This is a genomic window from Arthrobacter sp. KUASC02, assembly GCF_059739395.1.
This window is the reverse complement of sequence record NZ_AP046053.1, coordinates 1,826,084-1,850,597: the sequence shown is the minus strand read 5'-3', so window position 1 is coordinate 1,850,597 and position 24,514 is coordinate 1,826,084. Positions and strand designations below refer to the sequence as shown.

Genomic DNA, 24,514 nt, shown 5'->3' with positions numbered 1-24,514 from the left:
TCTGCTAGTTTCCGACCTTGTCCATGGCCTGGTTGAACAGCCCCTCGAGGGCAGGTCCGGCCAGGGCCAGCAGGGCAGCTACGAGCACGGCCGACATCAGGGTGATCATTACCCAGCCCGGCACGTCGCCTCGTTCCGGGTGGTCCGCGGTCCGGGCCGGACCGCGGCGGCTGTTCCCGACGAACTCCGCCGTTGTCCGGAGCAGCAGGACGATGGGGAGGATGACTGCCAGGGCGCGGATTCCTATGTGCTTCATCGAGGTTCCATTCTGTGGGTTCGGGCTGTGGGTTCGGGCTGGAGTTCGTTTCCGGCGGTCCGGGTGATCGAGGTGTCCGGGTGATCCAGGTTCAGTCATAGGCCGATGCTGATGGCGGCGAGGCCGGGAAACACGGCAAAGATGACCGTCAACGGGAGGACGCCAAAGACCAGCGGGACCATCATGGCGATCTCCTTCTTTCCGGCCGATTCCATCAGCTCACGCTTGGCGGTGTCGCGAACATCCTGCGCCTGGGCCCTGAGGACGTCAGCAAGGGGTGTCCCCCGCTCCACTGCCACGATGATCCCGTCGACGAATCGCACCAAGGGCCCCAGGTCGGTCCGCGCCGAGAACCGCTGCAACGCTTCGACGAGCGGTTTTCCGGCCCGGGTTTCCCCAAGAACCAGCTCAAATTCCGCGGCGAGTTCGCCGTGTGATGTCCTGCAGACCCTGTCCAGGGCGCCCGAGGCACTTTCCCCTGCGCTGACGGCAAGCGCCATCAGCTCGGCGAGGCTAGGGAACTCGGCCATCATCCGCTTTTCCCGCCTGCTGATCTGGGCGCCAAGCCAGTAGTCCCTGAACAGGAATCCGCCAAGGCCGCTGCCGAGGACGGCCACGACGGCGAGGAACGGATTGAACTGTCCTGCGGCCGCTCCGACCAACACCAGGCCCGTGGCAACGACGAACGCCAGGACAGCCCACAGCAGCTGCTCTGCCCTGAAGTCGACAACAGACTTTCGGATTCCGGCCTGCGCCAACCTGCGGCTCAACGCCGAAGACCCCAGGTTGAACCGCCCGAGGAACGCGTGCGCGTCCTTGAGCATCGGGCGCAGGATGCGTTCGAGCGGACCGAAAGGCGTGAGGTTGCCCGCAGGGGCCATAAGCAGCCGGGACTCCAGGTTCTGGGACTTGAGTTGCGGTTCAATGCGTTCCGCAAAGCTCATGGGCCGCATGAACGGCAGCCGGACCACCAGAAGCCAGAGTCCGGCTCCGAGAAGGAGGCCGCAGATCACGGCAGCGGCTGCGGGCGACGTCATCGGAGCACCCGCTCGTCTTCGGGAAGGGCCCCGATGCGCAGCATGACGGAGTAGCAGATGGCAGACACGACCAGTCCGCCGAGGAGCACCGCAGCCCCCATCGCCGTGTTGTATGCGGCGACCGCTTCGGGTCTGGTGGCCAGGAGGACCATGACAATCCACGGAGCAGCCACTGCGAGCCGGGCGGCATTCACCGTCCAGGACTGCCGGGCTTCGAGCTCGCTTCTGGTCCGTGCGCTTTCCCGCAGGAATTCGCCCAGGGTTCCCAACAGCCGGCCGAGGTCGGAGCCGCCCACTTCGCGCGTGAGCCTCAGGGCTTCGACAATCCGATCGGCGACGGGATCCGCAAGCCGTTCTTTGAGCCTGTTGAGTGCCGGATCGAACTGGCCGCCGGCGCGGTAGTCGGATCCAAAATCACGAAAGACGTGCCGCAGTTCCTCAGGACCCTTGTCGCCCAATTGGATCAGCGCCTCCGGCAGGGACAACCCTGCCCTGATTGCGGAGCGAAGGTGGTCAACAACATCGGGCCAGAGCTGGCGCAGCGTCGCCGTACGCTTGCGGGCCCGCCACCTGACAACTGCCATCGGAAGCCATCCGCCAAACAGGCCGAAGCAGGCGGAGATGGGCCAGGACCTGGTCACGGCGAAGAACACCAGACTCACGAATGCCCCGAGGCCAAGGCACGTAGCTACCAATCCGGGACCGGAGACGTTTTCAATGCCCGCTGCCCGCAGCAGGTCCTGGAGCCGGCTGGAGCGGGGAGGCCGTTTGGCGGTCTGCGGCTGTTCCCATGCTGACCACCAGATGAGGAACAAACCTGCACCGAGAACCACCCCCAGCACGGGGGCCATCAGCGGACCTCCAGCAGTGCCGCAACGTCGAAGCCCGCAGCGGCGAACTTCTCGACGGCGGGCATGGAGTTGGCTCTGGGCTGCAGCTGGCCGTCGGCCATTGAGAAGACCATCGACGACTCGATGATGCCGTTCTCAACCCGTCTGCCGAGGGAGAGGATCTCTGTCACCTGGCGGCGGCCGCTCGCGTGGCGGCTGCAGTGGACCACCAGATCAATGCATGAGGCGACCGTCGGCACTACGAACGCACTGGAGATGTTGTCACCGGCCAGCAGCGGAAGAGTGCACAGCTTGGTAACGGCGTCGTGCGCCGAGTTCGCATGCACAGTACACATGCCGGGAAGGCCGGAGTTGAGCGCGATGAGCATATCCAGGCTTTCCGCCTCGCGGACTTCGCCCACCACCAGGCGGTCCGGCCGCATCCTTAGCGCTTCCTTGACAAGCCTGCGCAGCGGGATCTCTCCTTCGCCCTCAAGGTTCGGCTGGCGGCACTGCAAGCCCACAACATCACGCAAGGGAAACTGCAGTTCGAAGATTTCCTCCACCGTGATGACTCGCTCGCGCGCCCCGATGCTGGCAGCCAGGCAGTTCAGCATGGTGGTCTTCCCGGCCTGCGTCGCCCCCGACACCAGGATGTTGAGCCCGCTGGCTACCGCGGCACCCAGGAACCGGGCCGATTGGGGCGTGAGGGTGCCGAGCTCCACGAGGTGGTCGAGCCGGCTTGCCTTGACCACAAACTTTCGGATGTTGACCGCCCAGTGGCGCCTCGTAACGTCCGGGATGACAACGTGGAGCCGGGACCCGTCCGGGAGGGCCGCATCCACGAACGGCGAAGACATATCGAGCCGGCGGCCAGAGCTTTTCAGCATGCGTTCCACCAGGTCCCGAACCTGCTGATCCGAGAGACTCAGGGATGTGAGTTCAGATTCGCCGTTCCGCGCCACGTAGATTTCACTGGGTGCGTTGATCCATATTTCTTCGATGGCGGGGTCATCCAGCAGTGGCTGCAACGCGCCGAAACCAGCAACGGCGTCGTACACGTGCCGGCGGGCTGTCTCCAGGGGGCCGATCGGAGGAAGCGGTCCCATGAGCGCACGCTCGTCGTAGTCGCTGACCGCCGCTTCGACCAGGCGCCTGACCTCGCCGGCCTGCCGAAGCGGGTCCAGGCCTCGGCGCCGAATCAGTTCGCGGACCTCGTCCTCCACAATTCGAACAGCATCCATGAGTTCCCCAATACGACTGCCGCCCCCGACTGAGGCAGTACAACTGCGTTAACGCTATGGGACTTGCACATGTCAGCCAAGTCACATCGGCAAAGCTGTGGATAAAGCGAAAATTCGAGTGAATTCTGATTCACATTGGTAACACCAGAACCACTAGTCGCTCCATGCACACTGGTGTTATGGTAGGCGCGTTAAGTCAGACATATCTCACAGTTCGGTTATTCCTGCGGGATTCAGCTGTAGATGCGACCTAGTGACCTGTTCTTCGGGGCATGTCATTATTCCGGAGCGAAAAATGAAGCGGAACCCAGAACCCTTCCCACCCAACCATTGCATCCGGTTGGGGTCGCTACTGCTTGCTATGGCCTTGCTGACGGGTCCGGGCCTTGCCGTTCCGGCCAATGCCGTTGAACCGGCACCGACGGCAACCTCGGCCACTCCTACGGAAACCGCATCGCCGACTCCGGCACCATCGGTCCCTCCGACATCATCTCCCGCTCCAGCGCCGGTCGGGACGCAGGCACCGGCGCCCGCCCCGACTGCCCAGACCGCTCCCGTCGCCAAACCGGCCACCACGGCAGAACCGACCGTGGCCGCCCCCGTCCCGGACCCGAACTCCGACGCCGGCCGGGCAGCGATGGCGACGGCTGTCGGTCCCGGAGGAGCCGAGATGGGCCAGCGGTCCGCACGCGTCACGGCCTCCGCCAAACTGTTGCAGGGCACGAAGTCATTGACGACGCAGTCACTCGAAACCCAGGGCACCTGGTCCCCGACGTTCGGCGTCAAGGGACTGGACGTCAGCGCCTACCAGTCAAGCGTTGACTGGCTGCAGCAATGGAACATGGGGGTCAGGTTCGCCTACGTCAAAGCATCCGAAGGCAATTACTACACCAACCCCTCCTACAGCTCCCAGTACGACGGCTCGCGGAACGTCGGCATGATCCGCGGCGCCTATCACTTCGCCATCCCCAACTGGTCCTCGGGGGCGGACCAGGCCCGCTACTTTGTGCAGAACGGTGGCGGCTGGAGCCCCGACGGCTATACCCTCCCTCCCGTCCTGGATTTCGAATTCAACCCTTATGAGGGCCGGACCATCAACGGGTTCTACTTTGGCAACACGTGCTACGGAATGTCACCGGCGCAGCTGACCAGCTGGGTGCGGGACTTCGGCAACACCATGCTGGCCATGACCGGCCGCCTCCCCATGATTTACACCAATACATCCTGGTGGAAACAGTGCACGGCGGACGCCGCCGGCTTCGGCGATTATCCGCTGTGGATCGCCGCCTACCCGAGCTCCGCCACGAACGACGCCGGACCGGTTCCGTCCAGCTGGGACACGTACAGCATGTGGCAGTACAGCAGCACAGGACCCTTCGCCGGCGATTCGAACGTCTGGAACGGCGACTACGCTTCCCTTTCACTGTTCACGGGCACGCGGCCGCAAGGCTCGTTCGACACGGCAACCATCGAACGCACCGGCACCACCACCGCCCTCAAGATTCGGGGGTGGGCACTGGACCGGGCATTGCCAGGCGCCACCACGGAAGTGCATGCCTACGTAACGGCACCGAACGGGACGAAGACCCTGCATGAGTTCCCGGCAACAACGTACCGGCCCGACGTCAACAAGGTCCTGGGGCTGGGCGACTATCACGGCTTCGACAACCAGATTCCGATTAACGTGTCCGGAAAATACACCATCTGTGTCTACGCCATCGGCAAGTTCATCAACCCTGGCATAGGCTGCAAGTCGCTCACGGTGGACGGCGCCGAACCACCTATCGGCAGCCTGGACGAAGTGTCCGAACAGCGGTCTCCGGACAAGGAATCAATCAAAGTGCGCGGCTGGGCCGTGGATATGAGCCGTCCCTCGGTTACCGCCGAAGTCCACGCCTACCTCTACAGCCCGGACGGGAGCAGCACGCTCTACAAGATCCCCGCAAATACCTCGCGGCCGGATGTGGACCGGATCTGGTCAGTCGGCTCCAACCACGGCTTCGAAACCAATATCGACATCAAGAAGGCCGGCAATTACAAGCTCTGCGCCTATGCGATCGGGCTCTACCTCCACTCGGAACTTGGCTGCCGGTCCATTAGCATCGCTCCGGGCACGACGCCCGTAGGAACCTTGGATTCGGTCAGCGTTAAGAAGACCAGCACCCAGGCAGCTCTCAGCGTCCGCGGTTGGGCGATCGACTACGGCAACACGTCCGCGCAGATCCCGGTGCACGCCTACGTCCTGGCACCCGACGGCACCAGCACGCTGCACGAGTTCACGGCGACAAAGCCCCGCGCTGACGTCAACAGGATTCTCGGTGTGCCGGGCGACCACGGCTATGAAGCCGACCTCCCCATCAAAGCTCCCGGCAAGTACCGGGTGTGCACCTACGCCATAGCACTCAGCCCGGTCTCCCCCGGCAACCCGCTCCTCGGCTGCAGCTATATTGACGCCGGCTTCAGCGCCAGCCCGATCGGATACCTGGATTCGGTGGGAATCGAAACGGCTAATGGCGTTGCATCAGTCGTTGCTGCAGGCTGGACCGTGGACCGCGACGTGCCAACTGAGTCCCTGAGCGTTCACACCTATGTCACAGCACCGGACGGAAGCACCACCAACTTCGCGGTGATGGCCAACCAGCCTCGGCCGGACGTGAACCAGATTCTCGGGATCAGCGGCAACCATGGCTACACGGCAAAGAAAGCAATCAGCCAGCGCGGCAATTACCGGATCTGCACTTATGCCATCGCGGCCTCACCGTTCACCACCGGCAACTCGCTGCTGGGCTGCAAAAACATCTCGTACTAGGACGGGAAGTTGGTGCGGCACGGTTCCTGGCCGCCGCAACACGCGGGGTAGGATTCAAACTGGCCTAAAGCCGACTCGCATGGGCCACATGCCTGGACCCATAGGATCGGAGATCTCGCGTGGCTTCGAAAGCTGCACCCGCTTTGTTCCGCCGTTTTGGCGGTTTCGCAACATCGCTCGTGTTCTCTACCGTCATCAATCTCCTCGCCATCCCGTTCGTTATTTCCACGTTGGGCAAGGAGACCTGGGGCGAACTGGCATTGGCCCAGGCCACGGCAGCAATTTTCGGGATCGCCGTCGCCTTCGGCTGGGGAACCGTCGGAGCCGCCCTGGTGGCCTCACTGCCTGAGCGGGAGCGCCCGCAAATGTTCCTCGACTCCCTGGTCAGCAGGGCTTATCTCTTCCTGTTCGCCGCGCCCGTGATGTACTTCGTGATGCTGCTGATGGGCAAAATCGATCCTCCGGTAGCAGCCCTGGCGTCAGTGGCCTACGTTCTGCCGTTCGTCGGTGCCTCGTGGTTCTTCATCGGCCAGGCAAAACCGTGGAAGCTGTTCCTCTGTGACGTGCTCCCCCAGGGGCTCGGTATCGTGGCGGGCGTTGTGCTGATCCAGTTCTTCCCGCAGCCGGTGGTTTTTGTGCTTGCACTGCTGGTCTTTAACCTGCTGGCAGTCGTCATTGGCGCCGGCGGCGCACTCTCACGCGCAGGGCATCCGGTGAAGGCGGATCTTCGCGTCGTTCCGGCCATGAAACGCCTCCGCGACCAGAAATACGGCGTGATCGCGGCAGGCACGGGAAGCCTCAACAGCAACCTGCCGCTGCTCGCGGTGGGCCAGGTGGTTGCTGCCGCGCTCCCCCAATACGCCCTGGCAGACAAGCTTTTCCGCTTTGCTGTCGCCGGGTTCGGTCCCATCCTCCAGGTGATTCAGGGGTGGATCCCGGAGGCCGGACCGGCGAGAAGCTCCCACCGGATCCGGACCGTGGCCAGGATTGCCCCGATCGTCGGCCTGTTTGCCGGAGTCCTCCTCGCGCTCCTCACCCCCTGGGCGAGCCCGCTGTTCTCCGGCGGAGTCATCACTATCGACTACAGCCTCAGCATCCCCTTTGGATTGATCCTCGCCGGCGTCATTGTTGCCCAGGTAGTGGGCCTCGCCTGCCTCATTCCGCTCGGCAAGGGAGCCGCCCTGGCTAAATCGACAGCCATCGGCGCAGCCTTCAACGTTCCGATGATGTTCGTCCTCGGCATCTTCTACGGCGCCCCCGGCGTCGCCTGGGCGGTCGGCCTGGCCGAACTCGTCGTCGCCGGCTACCAGATCATGGTGGTCCGCGACAGCCTCAAGCACCTGGTCCAGCCGCCGGTCCCCACCGCGGAACAGCCACACTAGGCCGGCAGCTACTTCCGGCGCCCCTTGGTGAAAAGCTCAACCGGAACGCCGGCCACAAACTCAACGAAGCACGGCAGGGCAATGTCGCCGCTGCGAAGGCCGGAGACAAGCGCACGCGCAGTAGGCACCCACCCGTGGCCTGTTTCAAAAACAGCCACGCCACCTTCCAGTCCGGGAGTGCCCGCAGCAACCCGTTCCCGCAGGGCGTCAGCCATGACCCGGCGCCATCCGAAGCTCAGGTCGTTGGCCGTCCTGAGCAAGGCGAGCGGGCTGCTGCTGCCCTGGAATTTCCGGGACAGCGCAGTGACATGTTCGAAGGATTTGGCGATGCTCTTCCTGCCGCCGACTTCGCCGAGGACATTGCCGCCGTGCTGGACATAGTCCTGGACAACGTCTTCGACGACGAGCGCACCGCCGGTTGCCTTGGCGCAGACGGCCAGCCAATGGTCGTGTACCTGCGAGATGGTGTTCAAACGGGGAAACGGCAACGCCAGGTCAAGAAGATCCCGGCGGAAGACGCAAAGGCTTCCTGTCACCTGGTTCTGGGCAAGAAGCGCATCGAGACCGACATTCTGGCGCTGCGTTGATTCGGTCACCACCTCGTTGCCGGGCAAGCGGACAACGCGTGCCTGCCCGGCCACGAGGCTGACCTCGTTCAAACGCGGGAGCATCGATTCAATCTTCGACGGATACCAGGAGTCGTCCTGGTCCGACAACGCGATCCACGCCGCTTCGGCCGGAACGTGCTGCAGGACGCGTTCGAAGTTGCCGTAGAACCCCAGCCTGTCCTCGAACCCGAGTACCCGGAACCGCTCGTCGCCGCCGAGTTCCCGGTCCACGAAGTCACGAACTTCGGCAAAGCCGCCGTCCGCCGAAATGAGGCATTGGAACTGCGAATGCGTCTGGTTCTGGATGGATCGAAGCTGGGTCCTGAACAGTTCCCAGTCCGGCTGGTAGGCCGCCAGGGCGACCACACCGAAGGTAGTCGAATCGAAGCGCATGGATCGGACCGCTATTCCGCGGCCGTCCGCCGGCCGAGGTACGTCTCCAGAACGTCCTGGGAAGGCCTCGGCTTGAAACCCGAGTTCTTGATCTTGGTCAGGTCCAGCACGCTGTTCAGCGGCCGGGGCGCGGCCGCCTTGCCTTTGAAGTAGTCTTCCGTGCTGACACCGGTAACAGCGGTGCGCGGTTGTCCCGAGAGCTCATAAACGTCCGCGGCGATGTCGGCCCAGGACTGCGGTTCGCCGTCGTTGCTCAGGTTGTAGGTGCCGTAGTCGGCGCCGGATTCCAGGAGGTGCTGGATACCTGCGGCGATGTCTTCGGTGAAGCTGAGCCGGCCGATCTGGTCGTTGACCACGGACGGTTCGATGCCGCGGCCAGCCAGGGATGCCATGGTGCGGACGAAGTTGTTGCCTTCACCGATGACCCAGCTGGTCCGCACGATGTAGTGGCGCGGCACCACACTGACGACCGCGTCGCCGGCGGCCTTGGTCTGGCCGTAGACACCCAGCGGGGTGAAAGGCTCGGTTTCGTCGTGGCTCTCTCGGACGCCGTCAAAGACGTAGTCCGAGGAGACGTGCACCAGGGTGAGGTCATGTTCGACGGCGGTCCGGGCCAGCCGTGAAACGGCGGCAACGTTGACGGCCCAGGCAGCTGCCCGGCCTTCCGCAGTTTCCGCGGTGTCGACGGCGGTGTAGGCCGCGGCGTTGATGATCGTTGAGTAGTTCTTCCAGTTCCGCTCCGTGAACGACGCTTCGCTGCCGAGGTCGAAGCCGGCACGGCCGGCGAACTCAACGGTCGCGTCGCCGTCGTACAGTTCCCGGAGCGCCTTGCCGAGCTGGCCGTCGGCACCGACCACGAGGATCTTCTTCGCCGGCATCGGCACAACGTCCGCGAGGCGGGGGTGGGCCTTGTCCTTGTCGGAAAGCTCAGCCTCCTCCAGCGGGACGGGCCAGGCGATTGCGGCCGTCTCGTCCGCGAGGTTCAGGAATGTGTACTGGCCCTGCGCGTCGGCCGACCAGTGGTCGTTGACCAGGTAGGTGTAGGCGGTGTTGTCTTCCAGGGTCTGGAAGGCGTTGCCCACGCCGCGGGGAATGAAAATGGCCTGGCTCGGGTCCAGTTCAGCCGTGAAGACAGCCCCGAAGGACGGTCCTTCGCGCAGGTCCACCCAGGCGCCGAAGATCCTGCCCGTGGCCACGGAAATGAATTTGTCCCACGGTTCGGCGTGGATACCGCGGGTGGTGCCGGCTTTTTCGTTGAACGAAATGTTGTTCTGCACAGGGCGGAAGTCCGGCAGCCCGAGGGCCACCATCTTCTCCCGCTGCCAGTTTTCCTTGAACCAGCCACGGTTATCACCGTGGACCGGGAGGTCGTAGAGGACGACGCCGGGGATCGGGGTTTCGTGCGCGGTCAGCTTCTTGGAGAACTCGATCGACATCGTCTACTGGCCCTGTTCCTTGTACTTGGCTTCGGTCTGGGCCTTCTGCGGGCGCCACCAGTTTTCGTTCTCGCGGTACCAGGCGATGGTGTCTTCGATGCCGGCGTCGAAGTTGGAGAATTTCGGTTCCCAGCCGAGCTCGTCGCGGAGCTTGGCGGAGTCGATGGCGTAGCGCAGGTCGTGGCCGGGACGGTCCACGACGTGGTCGTAGGCGTCCGGGGACTGGCCCATGTGCTTGAGGATGAGCTCGACGACGTCCTTGTTGTTCTTCTCGCCGTCAGCGCCGATCAGGTAGGTCTCGCCGATCTTTCCCTTGGCGATGATGGCGAGCACGGCCGAGGAGTGGTCGTTGGCGTGGATCCAGTCGCGGACGTTCTCGCCCTTGCCGTAGAGCTTGGGCCGGATCCCGTCGATCACGTTGGTGATCTGGCGCGGGATGAACTTCTCCACGTGCTGGTAGGGGCCGTAGTTGTTCGAGCAGTTGCTGATGGTGGCCTGCAGCCCGAAGGAGCGCACCCAGGCACGGACCAGCAGGTCGGAGCCGGCCTTCGTGGAGGAGTACGGGCTGGAGGGGTTGTACGGCGTCTCTTCGGTGAACCGTTCCGGGTCATCGAGTTCGAGGTCGCCGTAGACCTCGTCGGTGGAGATGTGGTGGAAACGCTTGTTGTGCTTCCGGGCGGCCTCGATCAGCGTGTAGGTGCCGATGATATTCGTGTCCAGGAACGGGCGCGGGTCATGCAGGGAGTTATCGTTGTGCGACTCGGCGGCGTAGTGGACCACGACGTCGGCGTCTGCCACGAGCGTGTCCACCAGCGCGGCGTCGCAGATGTCACCCTGCACGAAGCGGAAGCGCTCCTCCGGGAGCCCGCTCAGGGATTCCAGGTTGCCTGCGTACGTCAGCTTGTCCAGGACAGTGACGTGATCATCAGTGTTCTCAAGAACGTAGTGGACAAAATTGGAACCGATGAAGCCGGCACCGCCGGTGACAAGGAGTTTCTGCATTCAGCCAGCTTACCGGTTGAGCAATGGCGTCCTAATCAGGACGGGACTCATTAGGACGGCCGGTGAAGGCGGCGCCATGCCTGCCCGATACAACGGAGCAGCATGATGCGTGCGCGGAGGATCACAGGCAGCGAGCGCCAGCTCCGCGGCGTGGCGTTGTCATCGTGGATCCTGCGCAGCAACGTTGACTTGTCCAAGTGCCGCATGGAGCCGGCCAGGTTTCCGCAGATGGCCAGCCAAAGGTCGTGGGACTCGTTCACGTAGCGGGGAACGGGCGTGAACACTGAGAGCATGTCGCGCCGGAAACCCATGCCGCAGCCGTAATAAGCCCGGTATCCCACGAGGATTCCGAGGATATTTGCGGCATGGCGCCGGCTGTCCCCGCCCCGGAGCCGCGGAATGTTCGGACGCGGGCCGTCTCCGAGCACGTCGAAATTGGAGGCCACCACCCTTGATGTCTGCAGCGCACCAAGCATAAGTTCAAGCCTGCCCGGCACCCACACGTCATCCTGGTCGGCGAGCAGAATGTATTGTCCCTTCGATGCCAGGGCTGCCTGTTCGAATGACCGGACGTAACCTTGGTTCACAGCCGCTTCAATGAGGCGGATCCTTCCGTCGTGGAAGGTCCGGATGTGTTCGACAGTGTCGTCAGGTGAAGCGTCGTCTACGATTACCAGCTCATCGTCCGGGCCGAGCTGGGCAAGGATGGATTCGAGCTGCTCCCTGATGTAGCGCCCGCCCCGGTAGCTCGCGAGGCAGACACTTACCCTCGTTTCCCCCTTGCCGGTGGTGCCCGGGACGTCCGTAGGATCTGTTCTCAATCTGGTCCTTCCGCCTGCGCAAGATAGTTCCGGGGCTCGCCGGGTGACGTCCGGAGGGCCCGTCCCATCTTAGGCTGTACTGCTCGGGCTCTCCCCCGCGGCGCCGCCGCCGACCCGAATCATGGAATTGATATAGTTTGGACACCATGGAATCCACCCCCAATCCGCGCGTTCTGGTCATCATGCCTGCCTGGAATGAATCGGAAGCCGTCGGTAATACCGTGCGGGAAGTGCTGAATACAGACTCCCGGTACGACGTTCTTGTCGTCAACGACGGATCCACCGACAACACTGCAGCCGTTGCCGCCGAGGCCGGTGCTACGGTGCTCAACCTTCCTTTCAACCTTGGCGTCGGCGGCGCTATGCGGGCAGGCTTCAAGTACGCACGCCGCTGTGGCTACCGCCAGGTGATCCAGGTGGATTCCGACGGCCAGCACGATCCGCGGAGCATCGACGAAGTCCTCGCAGGGCTTGCCCATGCCGACATCTCGATCGGTGCCCGGTTCGCGGACCGCGGGGACTACAAGGTCACGGGCCCGCGGAAGTGGGCCATGCAGCTGCTCGCCAAGGTAATTTCCGGGCTGGCCAAGACCCGCCTCACCGACGTGACCAGCGGGTTCCGTGCCGCCAACGTACGCGCTGTGGACCAATACCTTGACCACTATCCGGCCGAATACCTGGGCGACACCATTGACTCCCTCGTGGTCGCCATTCGCTCGGGGTGCACCGTGACTCAGGTGCCCGTGGAAATGCGTGCCCGGCAGGGCGGAAAACCCAGCCATAATCCGGCCAAGGCCGCCATATACCTCGGAAGATCGGTGTTCGCCCTGTTGTTTGCCCTGACCCGGAAGCGGTCCCACCTGGCCGTACCTGCTCCGCAAGCATCGGGAGCCTAGAGCATGGGAAACATTGCTGCCTTCCTGCTTGCCCTGGCTATTGTCGGACTGGTTGTCGAAATGCTCCGCCGGAAGAAACTCCGGGAGAAGTACGCTGCCCTCTGGCTGATCGTCGGCGTCGCCACGCTTGTCCTGGCAGCTTTCCCCCGCCTGCTCAACATCGTGGCGGAGTTCGTCGGCGTCCAGCTGCCCTCCAACTTGCTCTTCGCCATGAGCATCCTCATGCTCCTGGGCGTATGCCTCCACCTCTCGTGGGAAATCTCGGTCGTCGAAGACGAGACACGGACCCTGGCCGAGGAAGTGGCGATACTGCGGGTCCAGGTTGAAGCGCTCAGCACTGCGGCCAGCACCGACTCGCAGGTGCCCTCCGACTCGCTGGCAACAACGCCTGATACCGCCGGACCCCACGCGGCGAAGCCCGACACACAACACAAAGGTTCGGATTAACACATGCCACTGGATATTTTCATTCCCTACTGGGGCGATCCGGATTACATGAAGGAAACCGTCAACAGTGTCCTGGCCCAGGACAGCGATGACTGGCTCCTCACCGTCGTGGACGACGCCTACCCCGGCCATGAGATCAAGGACTTCATGGCCGGAATCTCCGATCCGCGCGTCAAGTACATCCGTAAGGACCAGAACGCAGGAATCACGGAGAACTACCGGACCTGCGTAGCCATGGCCACCGAAGAGGTGCTGGTGATCCTCGGCTGTGACGACGTCCTGCTGCCGAATTACGTCTCCACCATCCTCGATGCCCACAAGCGGTACCCCGGGGCGGCCTTGATCCAGCCTGGGGTGCAGGTCATCGACGAAGCGGGCCAGGTGGTGGTCACCCTTGTGGACACCGTCAAGCAGAAGCTCATCAAGCCCAGGGGCGGCGGACGCCAACTCGTCTCCGGCGAGGCCATCGCCTCCAACCTGATGCACGGCGACTGGCTCTACTGGCCGTCGCTGGCCTTCCGGACGGATAAAATCCGGCAGGTGGACTTCCGGGACGGCTTCCCCATCATCCAGGATCTCGCCCTGATCATGGACATGATCTACAACGGTGACCAGCTCCTGATCGAGCCGACCGTCTGCTTCCAGTACCGCAGGCACTCCAACAGTGCCTCATCCACCAAGCTTGTGGACGGTTCACGGTTCGCCGGCGAGCGGGAGTATTTCGCCGTGGCTGCCGCGCAGGCACAGGAACTCGGATGGAACCGGGCCGCCCGGTCAGCACGGCTGAGGTTCACATCGCGTGCGCACGCGGCGTCCCTGCTCCCCAAGGCAGTGCTCAGCAAGAACTCCTCTGCCGTCAAGGCCCTGGTCCGCCACACCTTCGGCAAGTAACACCGTTCGCTACGAAAGGTCCCAAGTGACTTCCTCTTCAACTTCCGCCCGTCCTGGCGGCACCGTCCTGGTCACCGGCGGCGCCGGGTTCATCGGCTGCGCCATCTCCGATGCCCTCGTCAGCGCATTCGACCGTGTGGTCGTCGTCGACAATCTCCACCCGCAGATCCATGCCACGGGCGAGCGTCCCGAGCAGCTGAACCCGGCAGCCGAACTGGTCGTTGCGGATGTAACGGAGGCGAAGACCTGGGACGCCGTCCTACAGGACGTGACTCCCGACGTCGTCATTCACCTCGCGGCGGAAACCGGAACCGGTCAGTCCTTGGAAGAGTCCACCCGGCACACTCTCGTCAACGTTGTGGGGACGTCGCAGCTCCTGGACGGCCTCAACCGCCACGGCAAGCTTCCCCGCCGGATTGTCTTGTCCTCCAGCCGCGCCGTGTACGGCGAAGGCGCCTGGAAGGATGCCGACGGCCGAGTCTTTTACCCGGGTCAGAGGACAAGCGAAACCCTCGACAAAGCACAGTGGGATTTCCCGGGTGCCTCGCCTGTTGCAATGAAGGCGTCCGAGACTTTCCCCGCCCCAGTGAGCGTCTATGGTGCCACGAAGCTCGCCCAGGAAAATGTCCTGCAGGCATGGGCGAAGTCCTACGGCGTGGAGACCGTGATCCTCCGCCTTCAGAACGTATACGGTCCGGGCCAGTCGCTGATCAACCCCTACACGGGCATCATGAGCCTGTTCTGCCGGATGGCCATGGGCGGCAAGTCCATCCCCCTTTACGAGGACGGCGAAGTGCGCCGTGACTTCATCCTGATCGACGACGTCGCGTCGGCCATTGTTGCCGGTGCGGTCTCCCCCACCGTCCAGGGCGAACCGATGGACATCGGATCTGGCGAGTTCCAGACCATCGGCACCGCCGCCAAGCTGATTGCGGAGCACTACAACGCTCCCGAGTCGCACGTGACCGGCCAGTACAGGCAGGGCGATGTGAGGCATGCTTGGGCCGACATCACCGCCGCCGAAAAGGTGCTGGGCTGGACGCCGAAGTACAACCTTGCCCAGGGAATCGAACTGCTGGCCACATGGATTGACGCGCAGCCAGACGTCAAGCCTGCCTGATCCGGCGAGCGAATGTCGTCCAACGCGACCACTGCGGTTGTCAGCCTGTTCAACGCCGACGAGCACGTCCTGGCCAACGCCTCCGCCCTACTGGCCCAGGTCAACCGTGTGGTGGTCGTTGACGACGGCAGTTCCCGGGACCCCGGCCAGATTCTTGGGCAGCTTCAGGATCTCGGCTGCACCGTGGAGCGGCTCGCCGTAAACTCGGGCATCGCCGCGGCGCTGAACGCCGGGATTGCGGTGGCCCTGGCGTCAGCAGAACGGCCCGCCTTCATCCTCACCATGGATCAGGACAGCCTGCTCGACGGCGGCTACGTCGCCGCTCTCGAAGAGTCGGCACTGGCCGCTGAACAGGCCGGAGTCCGTGTCGGCATGGTCGCTCCGGCCTCGATCAGGGGGCTCCCGACCCGGCGCGCCGGCGTCGTGAACGGCGTGCAGCTGGGGGGCGAGCCGATCCAGTCGGGTCTGCTGCTGCCGGTTTCAGTCATTGAGGAACTCGGGCCCCTGCAAAGCGACCTGTTTATCGACGGCGTGGACACCGAATATTTCCTGCGGACCCAGTCAGCCGGTTTCAAGACCGTGATTGCTCCGAAAGCAGCCCTTGGCCACTCCCTGGGAACCATGACGCAGGCCCGCCTGTTCGGTACGGACCTTGCCCTGCGGGGCCGCCCCGTCAGGGTGCGGACCGCAGCATCGTGGCGCTATTACTACCTGTTCAGGAACCGTATCCTGCTCGCGAGGAAATACGGACGCCAACACCTTTGGTGGGCGATCAAGGGTTTCCTGGCAGACTACCGGCACCTGGCGATCGTGACGCTGCTCGCCCCGAACAGGTGGGAACGGTTGTCCTCCGCCATGGCGGGGATTGCCGACGGCATCGCAGGTCGGGCCGGAAAACGACGCGTCAGCTAGATTCAGGGGCACGGCACGCCGGGTAATTACGATTGGGGGCAGGTCCGTGAGGTCAGCGTTGCAGCAGGAGTCGCGGCGTCCGCGCCGGGCTGCCCGGAAGTTCGAGGCAAGCGCTCAAGGGCGGGGACCGAAGTTTCGGTCCCTCCGCGGACCAGCCGCGTTTGTCGCGGCGGCATTTGTGATCGTCGTTCTCCGCCTGAACGGCCTGCTGGACGGAATCCTGGGCCTGTTTTTCGCAGCCGCACTTGTTGTACTCCTTCCGACGGCGAAGCGATTATCCCTCCGGCTGCTCCTCAACGGCCTCCTGGCCATGGGATTCGCGCCTCTCACCTGGTGGGTGCCGGAACGCGTCCTCGGAATCGACCACGGCACACTGCTGATGGCCCTGACAGCCGGGACGATTTCATGGTGGATTCTTTCGACGAAGCCATCCCGGCCGAGACTCCGGCGCCTGATGCCGGGGGTGAAATGGATCGACGCTGTTCCCTTCCTGGCCGGAGGGCTCGCCGCAAGTTCGCTCGGCACCATGCTGGCGGTCAGGTCGGCCCAGGATGCTTTGTCGCTCATGACCGACAAGTGGGACTACCAGTCGCACTTCAACATTTACTTCATGATCCGCAGCCATGGCGGCGTCATTCCGACTATCCCCGGTCCTTCCTCCGGGGGCACATGGGGCTTCGCGGAGTATCCCCAGGGATTTCATGCCCTGCTGGCAACCTTCGCTGACCTCATCCGGCCCGATAGCGGCTCCCTCGACGCCGAGTTGATTTCCTTTGTTAACCTCCAGGCCGCCGTCTGCGTGGTGACGGTTGTGCTGGTCATGGCCGGGCTCTGTGCCCTGCCCGCGATCCGGCGGCGTCCCGCCGCGATGGCGCCGGTCACCGCCGTGGCTGCAAGCGCCTGGATCTTCGGTCCAGGTTCGCTTCCCGTCTACGACGGCTTCGCCAACTTCTACCTCGCATGCGGCCTGGCGACCGCAACGGTGCTGGCTCTGCTGAATTTCCCCCGCAGGATTCCGCTTTGGGGGCTGGCTGCCGTTGGCGCCGGCCTGGTCGGTGTCGCCAACAACTGGGTTTTGCTGGTCAGCCTCGTTGCGGTCGCTTGCATGGGCCGGCTCTGGCATGTCCTTCGGCGGCCAGGGACCTATCCACGGTCATGGTGGTGGCCGGCCGGCGTCGTGGCAGCGTTCACTATCGCAGGGGTGCTGCTGCCGGTAATCCAGCTATCCCCGCTGGTGCGACAGAGCCAGCAGATACTCGGCCTTACCGGGGGAATCGAACTTCCCGACTTTGGGATAGCCCTCGCAGTCATCACGTTCGCGGTGGCCCTCGGATTCGCCAACATCGCGGTTGCCGTGGCCAGCCCATCGCTTGAAGCCGAACGGCGAGGATCGGCATTGGCATCGTTCGGGCTCTTTGTTCCCATCGGGCTCTGTCTCTGGCTCGCCGTCTCGCAAAGCGCGGACGGCGGCGCTGTTTCCTACTACTTCTACAAGTACTTGATTGCCGTACTGCTGTTTGCATGGCCGGTGGCCGTGGCCGCAGTGGCATCCATCCTGCCTCCGCCGTCGTCCGGGTTCGCCCCTGGAAACGACAAGCGTTTGACGGCAGCCTTATGCGTCCTGGCCCTGGCGGCAACCCAGTTCTTCGGTTTCTCGGTGACAGGCCTGGACGACGCAGGGCTCCCGCCGACAGCGCGGGCCATATCCCAAATGGAAAAGCAGGCGGCACGGCTGGAGGCAACGCCGGACTACGTTGCCCGGCTCCTGGCCAGTGCACGCCAGCCGCAACCGGACGAAACCATCTACATCGTGGCGCAGGGCACGATGGACAGGGTGCTTGCGGCCCGGTGGCATTGGACCCTGCGTGGAAACTCCACGTCAAAGACGACGGCATTGAGCCCGGCGATCGGTGCCATCTACAAGGACTACAGCCACGCACCCGAAATCATTGCGCAGCTCCTTGCGGACGATCCGGCTGTCTCGGTGATCGTTGACCCGGAGCTCTACGAACCCGTCCGCCAGCACCTGATCCTGAAAGGCCTCGAAGGGCGGCTGATACGCCTTGCCGGCTTTTAGCCCGTCACAGGCGACAGGCCTCTAGACGCTTTTCTTCGCCCGGCGCATTACCGGGCGTTCAATGAACAGCCAGCTGGCGGCTGCCAGCGGAATAGTGCACAGGGTCGCGGCGATGGTGAACCACCAGACTCCCCAGTGATACGCGCCGAAAACCGCGAGCAACTGCTGAACGGGAAACGCGTAGATATACGCCCCGTAGGAGATGTCATTCTTTGCGACCATCGCAGGCTGCGGCAACCAGGTGGATATCCACAGGAGTCCGTACGCAATAAACGGCGCCGCGAGCTGCCCGCCGAACCCCGGAACCCACAGAATCAATGCAGCAGCTATCGCGACAGCCACGGGACCTGCCACCCGGTGGATGCCAAGACGTGAACTCAGCACCTGGACTACGGCACCGCCGAGGAAGTACGGGATCAGCCGGGCCGCCAGTTCAAAGTCCAGGTTGGACTGCATGTAGGGCTTGAGCATGCCGATATTTGCCCACAGCACAACGCTGAGTCCAAACGCGGCAATGACGGGCCACGGGGTCTTCTTGACGATCGGCAGGAACCCGAGGAAGGCCACGAGCAGGTAGCACATGAACTCGAAATACAGCGTCCAGAGCGACCCGTTCCAAGCTCCCGGGTAGGGAACCGCTGCAGGTGTGCCCGCGATGTCGTAGCTGACAATGCGGAGCGAGAGGTTTGCGAATATCGAGTTCAGCGGCGTGGTGGGCGTGGACATGAACCCCAGCAGGTTCCCGCGCTGCACCAGGTAGGCAACCGGTGCAAAGACAAAAGCCATCATGACAAGGCACACGATGAACGCCGGGAAGATCCTGGCCACACGGTGCACCAGGTACGGGCCGATCCGGTTGCTGAACCTGCTTGCCGTGATCAGATAGCCGCTGATGCCAAAGAACCCGGCGACGGCCCACCCGCCCAGATTCTCCCCTTGGAAGGTCGGCCCATTCCCCGCACCAACGATGTGCCAGCTGTGCGCGAACAGCACCGCCAGTGCAAGAACCAGCCGGATAAGGTTGAGGCTGTTTCCCCTGGGGTCGAGTGCCCGCCCCAGTTGGGGCGCCGGAACGGCCTTGGGTTTCAGAGTGAGAGTGCTCAAACCTTTGCTTCCTTTGGGTGTCGGCAGACGGTCCATTCTACAGCGTTTGGCGTCTCGGCCTTCGGTACGGGAGGATGGGGACCATGCGTGGAATTATTCTGGCCGGCGGAACTGGGTCCCGGCTGCACCCGATTACTCTTGGCATCAGCAAGCAGCTTGTCCCTGTTTACGACAAGCCGATGATCTACTATCCGCTGTCCACGCTCATTCTTGCCGGCATTCGCGACATTCTCATCATCACCACTCCCCACGATGCAGATCAGTTCAAGCGGCTGCTCGGAGACGGTTCGCAGTTCGGTATCAACCTAACTTACGTGCAGCAGCCCTCTCCGGACGGCCTGGCACAGGCGTTCATCCTTGGAGCAGACCACATCGGCGACGAGACGGTCGCCCTGGTGCTTGGTGACAACATCTTCTATGGCCAGGGCATGGGCACCCAGCTCCGGCGCCACGCTGACATCAAGGGCGGTGCGGTGTTCGGCTACTGGGTCAATGATCCGAAAGCGTACGGTGTCGTTGAGTTCGACGACGACGGCAAAGCACTCTCCCTGGAGGAGAAACCGGCAAAGCCGCGCAGCCACTACGCCGTTCCCGGCCTCTACTTCTATGACAACGACGTCATCGACATTGCCCGGAACCTCAAGCCCTCCCCTCGCGGCGAGCTCGAGATCACCGACGTGAACCGTGCCTACCTGGAGCGCGGTGATCTTCAGGTGGAGATCCTCCCCCGCGGTACAGCGTGGCTGGACACCGGAACATTCAACGACCTCAGTGACGCCTCGAACTTCATCCGTACGGTTGAAAACCGCCAGGGACTCAAAATCGGCGCCCCCGAAGAAATCGCCTGGCGCCAGGGTTTCCTGACCGACGACGAACTTCGCGAACGTGCTGAACCGCTGGTCAAGAGCGGCTACGGAAGCTACCTTCTGGGCCTCTTGGAGAACTAGGGCATCTCCGGCCAGCTGGCGGGACTACCGCCGTCGTATTTTCGAGTGGAGTCTCAATGAGTTGGTTTGCTACCGTGCCCGTCGTTCTGGCGTGCCTGCTTTTGCTGTTTGCGCCGGGCACGCTGGTGCTCGCCGGACTCGGGCTGCAGCGCTGGTCCTACCTGGCCCTCGCGCCCGTTCTGACCGTCAGCCTCGCAGCGGTCACTGCCATAGCGGCACCATATCTGGGAATCGGCTGGTCCCCCCTTCCAGTTGCCGTCACCACTGTTCTGGTCTCCGGCGTGCTCTTCGGAGTCCGCAAGATCCGTAGTCATAGCGCCGGGCCCGGCGCGTCGCTCCGCGCACGTCGGGCACTGCGTAAGCCGGCCAAAGCGGACATCGTAGCTGCCGTGGGCTTCCTCGCAGGCTCGAGTGCCATCGCGCTGCAACTCCACCGGGCTTTCGGCAGGCCGGAAAACATCTCCCAGACGTTCGACAATGTCTTTCACCTCAATGCGATCCGATACATCCTGGATTCGGGCAACGCTTCGTCCCTGACCCTTTCCGGCATGACCAGCGGCGACAGCCCGCCCTATTTCTACCCTGCCGCGTGGCACGGGCTGGCATCCCTCCTGGTCCAAATGACCGGCGCCCAGATCAGCGTCGCCGTCAACATCGTCAACCTGTGCGTTGCCGCGGCCGTCTGGACCGCAGGCTGCATGTTCCTGGCGCGGACAGTCATCGGACCCAACGCCTACGCCGTTGCCTCCGCCGGAGTGCTGGCCGCCGGGTTTGGATCATTCCCGTTGCTGTTGCTGGACTTCGGGGTGCTCTACCCGAACTTCCTGTCCGTCAGCTTGATTCCGGCCGCGCTGGCAAGCGTCAGCATATTCTTTGGCGTCAGCGATGCTCCGGGCCCCATGGGGATGGCACGGTTCGTCCTGGCCCCCGTGGCCGCAATCGGCGTCGCCCTGGCGCATCCAAACGGGTTCATGTCCCTGCTGGCCTTGTCGATCCCCATCCTTCTGGTGTCCTTCGTCGCGTTCTCGCTGGCAAGGTACAGGAACGGTCATGGCCACAGGGGAACCCTTCTCATGGGGGCCGGACTGCTTGGAATTCTCGGCGTCATCGCCGTCATGTGGAAGTACATTCGTCCGCCCGCGGCGGCGGCAACCTGGCTTCCTTTCCAGACACCCGGCCAAGCCGTGGGTGAGATCCTCACCAACTCCGCAATGCAGCGTCCGCCAGCATGGGCTGTCAGCATCCTGCTGATCACCGGCGTTGTGGTCCTGTGCCGCCGTCACAAGCGCATCTGGCTCCTTGGCTCGTTCGCTGTCATAGCCGCCCTGTTCATCGTTGTCTCCGCCGGGCCCACCGGGTGGCTGCGCAATACGCTGACCGGCGTCTGGTACAACGACAGTTACCGCCTTGCGGCCCTCCTGCCCGTTGCCGCCGTCCCGCTGGCAGCCGCCGGAGCGGGCTGGCTTGTCGGAAAGCTTCAGCACATCTGGGTGACGCACCGTGACTCGCTGAAGGCCGTCCCTGCCGGAATCCGGAAATCCCGCCTCATGGTGTCCGCTGTGGTGCCGCTGGCACTCCTTGGCCTGATCCTGGCCGCCCAGACAGTGCCGCTGGGTGCTTCCATCCAGTCGGCCAAGGTCAATTACTCAACAACCCCGGACTCCGCCCTGGTCAGTTCAGACGAGATGGCCCTGATCGACGAGCTGGACGACATCGTCCCCGCCGATGCAACCATCGCCGTCAACCCTTGGACCGGAGGCGCAATGGCCTTTGCGATCGCCGACCGCAACACCACGTCCAAGCACACGCTCACCACGTACACGAAGGCCACCGAACTGCTGAACGACAAGTTGCGGGAGGCTGGCACCGATCCTGCCGTTTGCGACGCCGCCCGCGCGGACAACGTCCGCTATGTCCTCGATTTTGGAACGCGGGAAGTCCACGGCGGAAACCATGGTTTCGTAGGCCTGCAGATACCCGACGCAACGCCCGGGTTTGAACTGCTGGCCCGCCACGGTGACGCCAAGCTGTTTGAAGTGACCGCCTGCTACTGACGTTTTAGAGCCGGAGCATCCTCGCCAGCGGCGATGCGAGCGTCCTGGCATAGCTGTTGGTCATGTGGTTGTCCCGATAGACCATCACGTTGCCGATGACGGACGGGCAGCGGCCGTCGGTGCAAAAGTACGGGTACAGGTCGACTACGTCCACACCGGGAACCCTCGCGGCAGCCGCAGGCAAGGGATCGACCGGGCGGTCCCCGACGGGCTGCTGGATGACGCAGGCGTCCGAGCCGCTGCCGTTCGCCTGCACGCAGTCCGGTGCGGCGAACTCGGGATACGGAATATCCATTACGACCGAGACCCTGATTCCGGCGTCCCGAAGCGGCTTCAGCAGGCCCGCATAGCCCGAGACCAGGGCCTCCGGGTCCTTCCACCCCCACTGAAGGGCCCGTTCGTAGCCTGCGGGCGTCATGCCCGAGACCACTACCAGGTCAGGTTTCAGGCGCAGGATCCGGCCCAGCGTCTCCCGGTTCTGGTTGGAGCAGTTGTGGAAGACCGTGTCTGCGGATTCCGGCGGGGCCAGGGTGAACGGGCAGCCGTTCCGGACCATCGCGTGGACGTTCCAGCCGGACTGCTCCCCCACCAGCAGCAACGGATCCACCAGTTGCGCTGCGTGCGAGTCACCAACGACGATCATGGTCTTCCCGGCGTCGGCACTCCCGTAGCGGCACTTCTCCTCGCCCATTTTCGCCGGGTCGAACGCTCCGCATTCGTTGCCGCCTGTCACGGGAACATCCTTCATCGCCACGGCCGGATCGGGCCGCACCGCCAGTCCTGAAGGCACCGCCGCCGGCCGGTCACCATCGAGCGCCATTGCTCCCGGATACTGACGCAAGTTAAGGGCCCCGTCCAGCTGCTGAGATTTCGCCTCAACGATTCCCCAGGGAGCGAGTGCGGTCAGCGTGGTAGCTGCAACCAGCCCGGCTGCCATGACAAAGGCCTTGCGATGGCCCCTGTGCCTCGACCCTCGGACGGGGACCTCCACGCCACCGTGCCCGCCATCGTGGCGGAACTTCTGCTCGACAAGGTAGTAGGACGCCACCGCCGCCACCAGACTGATGGCGGCCATTGCGGAGCCATGCAGGAGCCCCGGTGCCCTCCCCAGGAAGAACACATACAGTACAACCACGGGCCAGTGCCACAGGTAAAGGGAATAAGAGATGTCCCCGAGGAACTTCGCCGGACCGGTTGAGAGCAGCGAGGACGCGCTGAACCGGCCGTTACCCGGCTTCACTACCGAGGCGGCCGCTGCAGAGTGGTTGCCCGCCGCCGTCGTGCCTGCGGCCAGAACGAAAACGGTGGCCGCAACGGGTAGCAGTGCGACGTAACCCGGGAAGGCCATGGACGTGGAGAACGTGAAGGCGCACCACGTAACGCCCAGTAGTCCGGCCCATCCGAGGAGCATTCGTAACCGCTCCCCAAGCTGGAACCGCGGAAGAACCAGCGCCAGGATCCCGCCCAGCCCAAGTTCCCACATACGGGTAGTGGTGGCGAAATAGGCGACGTCGTGGTCGGAGACCGAGAAGAAGGCGCTGTGGAGGAACGACGCCGCGGACAGTGCAACCAGCAGGTAAAGGCACAGCGACTTCTTGGCCATCCCGGTCCTTGTTGCCCACGCGGCCGCGGCGATCAGGCAGAGCGGGATGATTACGTAGAACTGCTCCTCCACGGCCAGCGACCAGTAGTGCTGGACCGGAGAGACGAGGGCCGTGGCTCCTTCGTAGCTGCCGGAACCGAAGGCCTGGTTCCAGTTCTGCACCTGGAGGGCGGCCATGATCACGTCAAAGGAAATTGACTGCCAGCGGCTCTGCGGGAGCAGCAGCACCATGGCCGCCAGCGTTGCCACCAGGACCAGGCTGGCTGCAGGGAGCAGCCGCCTGATCCGTTTGGCGTAGAAAGACCGGAGTGCGATTCGTCCGGTCGCTTCGATTTCGCGCACGAGCGATCCCACAATGAGGAAACCCGAGATGACGAAGAATACGTCCACGCCGACGAAACCGCCGGGCAGCACCGCCGGCCAGATGTGGTAGATAATCACCAGCCCCACGGCCACTGTCCGGAGGCCCTGGATGTCGCGCCTGGGTGCAGGACGGTTCGGGGCTGGCGGCGCAGCAAGGGATGCGGGCGCGGGCAGAGCGGGCACAACTATCCTTCCGGTTGAGAGCGATAGTTGTCCGCTCCGTTGCTGGACTATCCGTACGAAACGGATTGGTGCCGTGGCTGGCCGGCGACGGCGGCGCCG

Annotated in this window: 20 protein-coding genes; 10 read left to right on the top strand and 10 right to left on the bottom strand. The window is 63.7% G+C overall.

Annotation, left to right across the window (positions count from 1 at the left end; translation table 11 throughout):
• Window positions 1-4: 4 nt before the first annotated feature.
• From AC6JAC_RS08425 to AC6JAC_RS08410, 4 genes are all read right to left on the bottom strand, one after another.
• Entirely contained in the window at window positions 5-256 is a 252-nt protein-coding gene (locus AC6JAC_RS08425) for a hypothetical protein (protein ID WP_028270157.1), read from the bottom strand.
• A gap of 95 nt (window positions 257-351) precedes the next feature.
• Window positions 352-1,293: a type II secretion system F family protein gene (locus AC6JAC_RS08420; protein ID WP_028270158.1), complete on the bottom strand. Its 942-nt coding sequence runs from the start codon at window positions 1,291-1,293 to the stop codon at window positions 352-354.
• The gene (locus AC6JAC_RS08415) at window positions 1,290-2,144 is read right to left on the bottom strand and encodes a type II secretion system F family protein (protein WP_028270159.1); all 855 of its coding nucleotides are present in this window, start codon (window positions 2,142-2,144) and stop codon (window positions 1,290-1,292) included. Before AC6JAC_RS08415 ends, AC6JAC_RS08420 begins: the two co-directional genes overlap by 4 nt.
• Window positions 2,144-3,367 (bottom strand): TadA family conjugal transfer-associated ATPase, encoded by a 1,224-nt coding sequence (locus tag AC6JAC_RS08410; protein ID WP_028270160.1) that lies wholly within the window; start codon window positions 3,365-3,367, stop codon window positions 2,144-2,146. Before AC6JAC_RS08410 ends, AC6JAC_RS08415 begins: the two co-directional genes overlap by 1 nt.
• A gap of 589 nt (window positions 3,368-3,956) precedes the next feature.
• On the opposite strand from AC6JAC_RS08410, the gene AC6JAC_RS08405 reads away from it, so the two are divergent.
• Window positions 3,957-6,176: a lysozyme gene (locus AC6JAC_RS08405; protein WP_442853336.1), complete on the top strand. Its 2,220-nt coding sequence runs from the start codon at window positions 3,957-3,959 to the stop codon at window positions 6,174-6,176.
• Between the two features lie 119 nt (window positions 6,177-6,295).
• Complete coding sequence (locus AC6JAC_RS08400) at window positions 6,296-7,558, top strand: lipopolysaccharide biosynthesis protein (protein ID WP_156037077.1); 1,263 nt, start codon at window positions 6,296-6,298, stop codon at window positions 7,556-7,558.
• 8 nt (window positions 7,559-7,566) lie between these two features.
• On the opposite strand, the gene AC6JAC_RS08395 is transcribed toward AC6JAC_RS08400, so the two are convergent.
• Genes AC6JAC_RS08395 through AC6JAC_RS08380 form a run of 4 tightly spaced genes read right to left on the bottom strand, consistent with a single transcriptional unit; the run spans window position 7,567 to window position 11,818 of the window.
• Window positions 7,567-8,559: a glycosyltransferase gene (locus AC6JAC_RS08395; RefSeq protein WP_051628769.1), complete on the bottom strand. Its 993-nt coding sequence runs from the start codon at window positions 8,557-8,559 to the stop codon at window positions 7,567-7,569.
• A gap of 11 nt (window positions 8,560-8,570) precedes the next feature.
• Window positions 8,571-9,995, bottom strand: coding sequence for a sugar nucleotide-binding protein (locus AC6JAC_RS08390; protein WP_028270163.1), 1,425 nt, complete (start codon window positions 9,993-9,995; stop codon window positions 8,571-8,573).
• Window positions 9,996-9,998: 3 nt separating this feature from the next.
• Window positions 9,999-10,997 carry a dTDP-glucose 4,6-dehydratase gene (gene rfbB, locus AC6JAC_RS08385; protein WP_028270164.1) on the bottom strand — a complete coding sequence of 333 codons (999 nt, stop codon included), beginning with the start codon at window positions 10,995-10,997 and terminating at the stop codon, window positions 9,999-10,001.
• A 50-nt stretch (window positions 10,998-11,047) separates the two neighbouring features.
• Window positions 11,048-11,818, bottom strand: a complete 771-nt coding sequence (locus tag AC6JAC_RS08380; protein WP_028270165.1) for a glycosyltransferase — start codon at window positions 11,816-11,818, stop codon at window positions 11,048-11,050.
• Between the two features lie 146 nt (window positions 11,819-11,964).
• Between AC6JAC_RS08380 and AC6JAC_RS08375 the strand changes: the two genes are divergently transcribed.
• The 6 genes from AC6JAC_RS08375 (at window position 11,965) to AC6JAC_RS08350 (ending at window position 18,161) form a co-directional block, all read left to right on the top strand.
• Entirely contained in the window at window positions 11,965-12,714 is a 750-nt protein-coding gene (locus AC6JAC_RS08375; protein ID WP_043437974.1) for a glycosyltransferase family 2 protein, read from the top strand.
• Between the two features lie 3 nt (window positions 12,715-12,717).
• Window positions 12,718-13,161: a DUF2304 domain-containing protein gene (locus AC6JAC_RS08370; RefSeq protein ID WP_028270166.1), complete on the top strand. Its 444-nt coding sequence runs from the start codon at window positions 12,718-12,720 to the stop codon at window positions 13,159-13,161.
• Between the two features lie 3 nt (window positions 13,162-13,164).
• The gene (locus tag AC6JAC_RS08365) at window positions 13,165-14,052 is read left to right on the top strand and encodes a glycosyltransferase (RefSeq protein ID WP_347895688.1); all 888 of its coding nucleotides are present in this window, start codon (window positions 13,165-13,167) and stop codon (window positions 14,050-14,052) included.
• A 25-nt stretch (window positions 14,053-14,077) separates the two neighbouring features.
• Window positions 14,078-15,172, top strand: a complete 1,095-nt coding sequence (locus AC6JAC_RS08360; protein ID WP_051628770.1) for an NAD-dependent epimerase/dehydratase family protein — start codon at window positions 14,078-14,080, stop codon at window positions 15,170-15,172.
• 12 nt (window positions 15,173-15,184) lie between these two features.
• Complete coding sequence (locus AC6JAC_RS08355; protein WP_028270169.1) at window positions 15,185-16,084, top strand: glycosyltransferase; 900 nt, start codon at window positions 15,185-15,187, stop codon at window positions 16,082-16,084.
• A gap of 178 nt (window positions 16,085-16,262) precedes the next feature.
• Window positions 16,263-18,161 (top strand): hypothetical protein, encoded by a 1,899-nt coding sequence (locus AC6JAC_RS08350; protein WP_028270170.1) that lies wholly within the window; start codon window positions 16,263-16,265, stop codon window positions 18,159-18,161.
• Between the two features lie 21 nt (window positions 18,162-18,182).
• Here AC6JAC_RS08350 and AC6JAC_RS08345 read toward each other — a convergent pair whose 3' ends face one another.
• Complete coding sequence (locus AC6JAC_RS08345; protein WP_051628771.1) at window positions 18,183-19,265, bottom strand: acyltransferase family protein; 1,083 nt, start codon at window positions 19,263-19,265, stop codon at window positions 18,183-18,185.
• Between the two features lie 83 nt (window positions 19,266-19,348).
• Between AC6JAC_RS08345 and rfbA the strand changes: the two genes are divergently transcribed.
• The gene (gene rfbA / locus AC6JAC_RS08340) at window positions 19,349-20,212 is read left to right on the top strand and encodes a glucose-1-phosphate thymidylyltransferase RfbA (RefSeq protein WP_028270172.1); all 864 of its coding nucleotides are present in this window, start codon (window positions 19,349-19,351) and stop codon (window positions 20,210-20,212) included.
• Window positions 20,213-20,268: 56 nt separating this feature from the next.
• Entirely contained in the window at window positions 20,269-22,266 is a 1,998-nt protein-coding gene (locus AC6JAC_RS08335; protein ID WP_028270173.1) for a DUF6541 family protein, read from the top strand.
• A gap of 4 nt (window positions 22,267-22,270) precedes the next feature.
• On the opposite strand, the gene AC6JAC_RS08330 is transcribed toward AC6JAC_RS08335, so the two are convergent.
• Entirely contained in the window at window positions 22,271-24,415 is a 2,145-nt protein-coding gene (locus tag AC6JAC_RS08330) for an acyltransferase family protein (protein ID WP_028270174.1), read from the bottom strand.
• Between the last annotated feature and the right edge of the window lie 99 nt (window positions 24,416-24,514).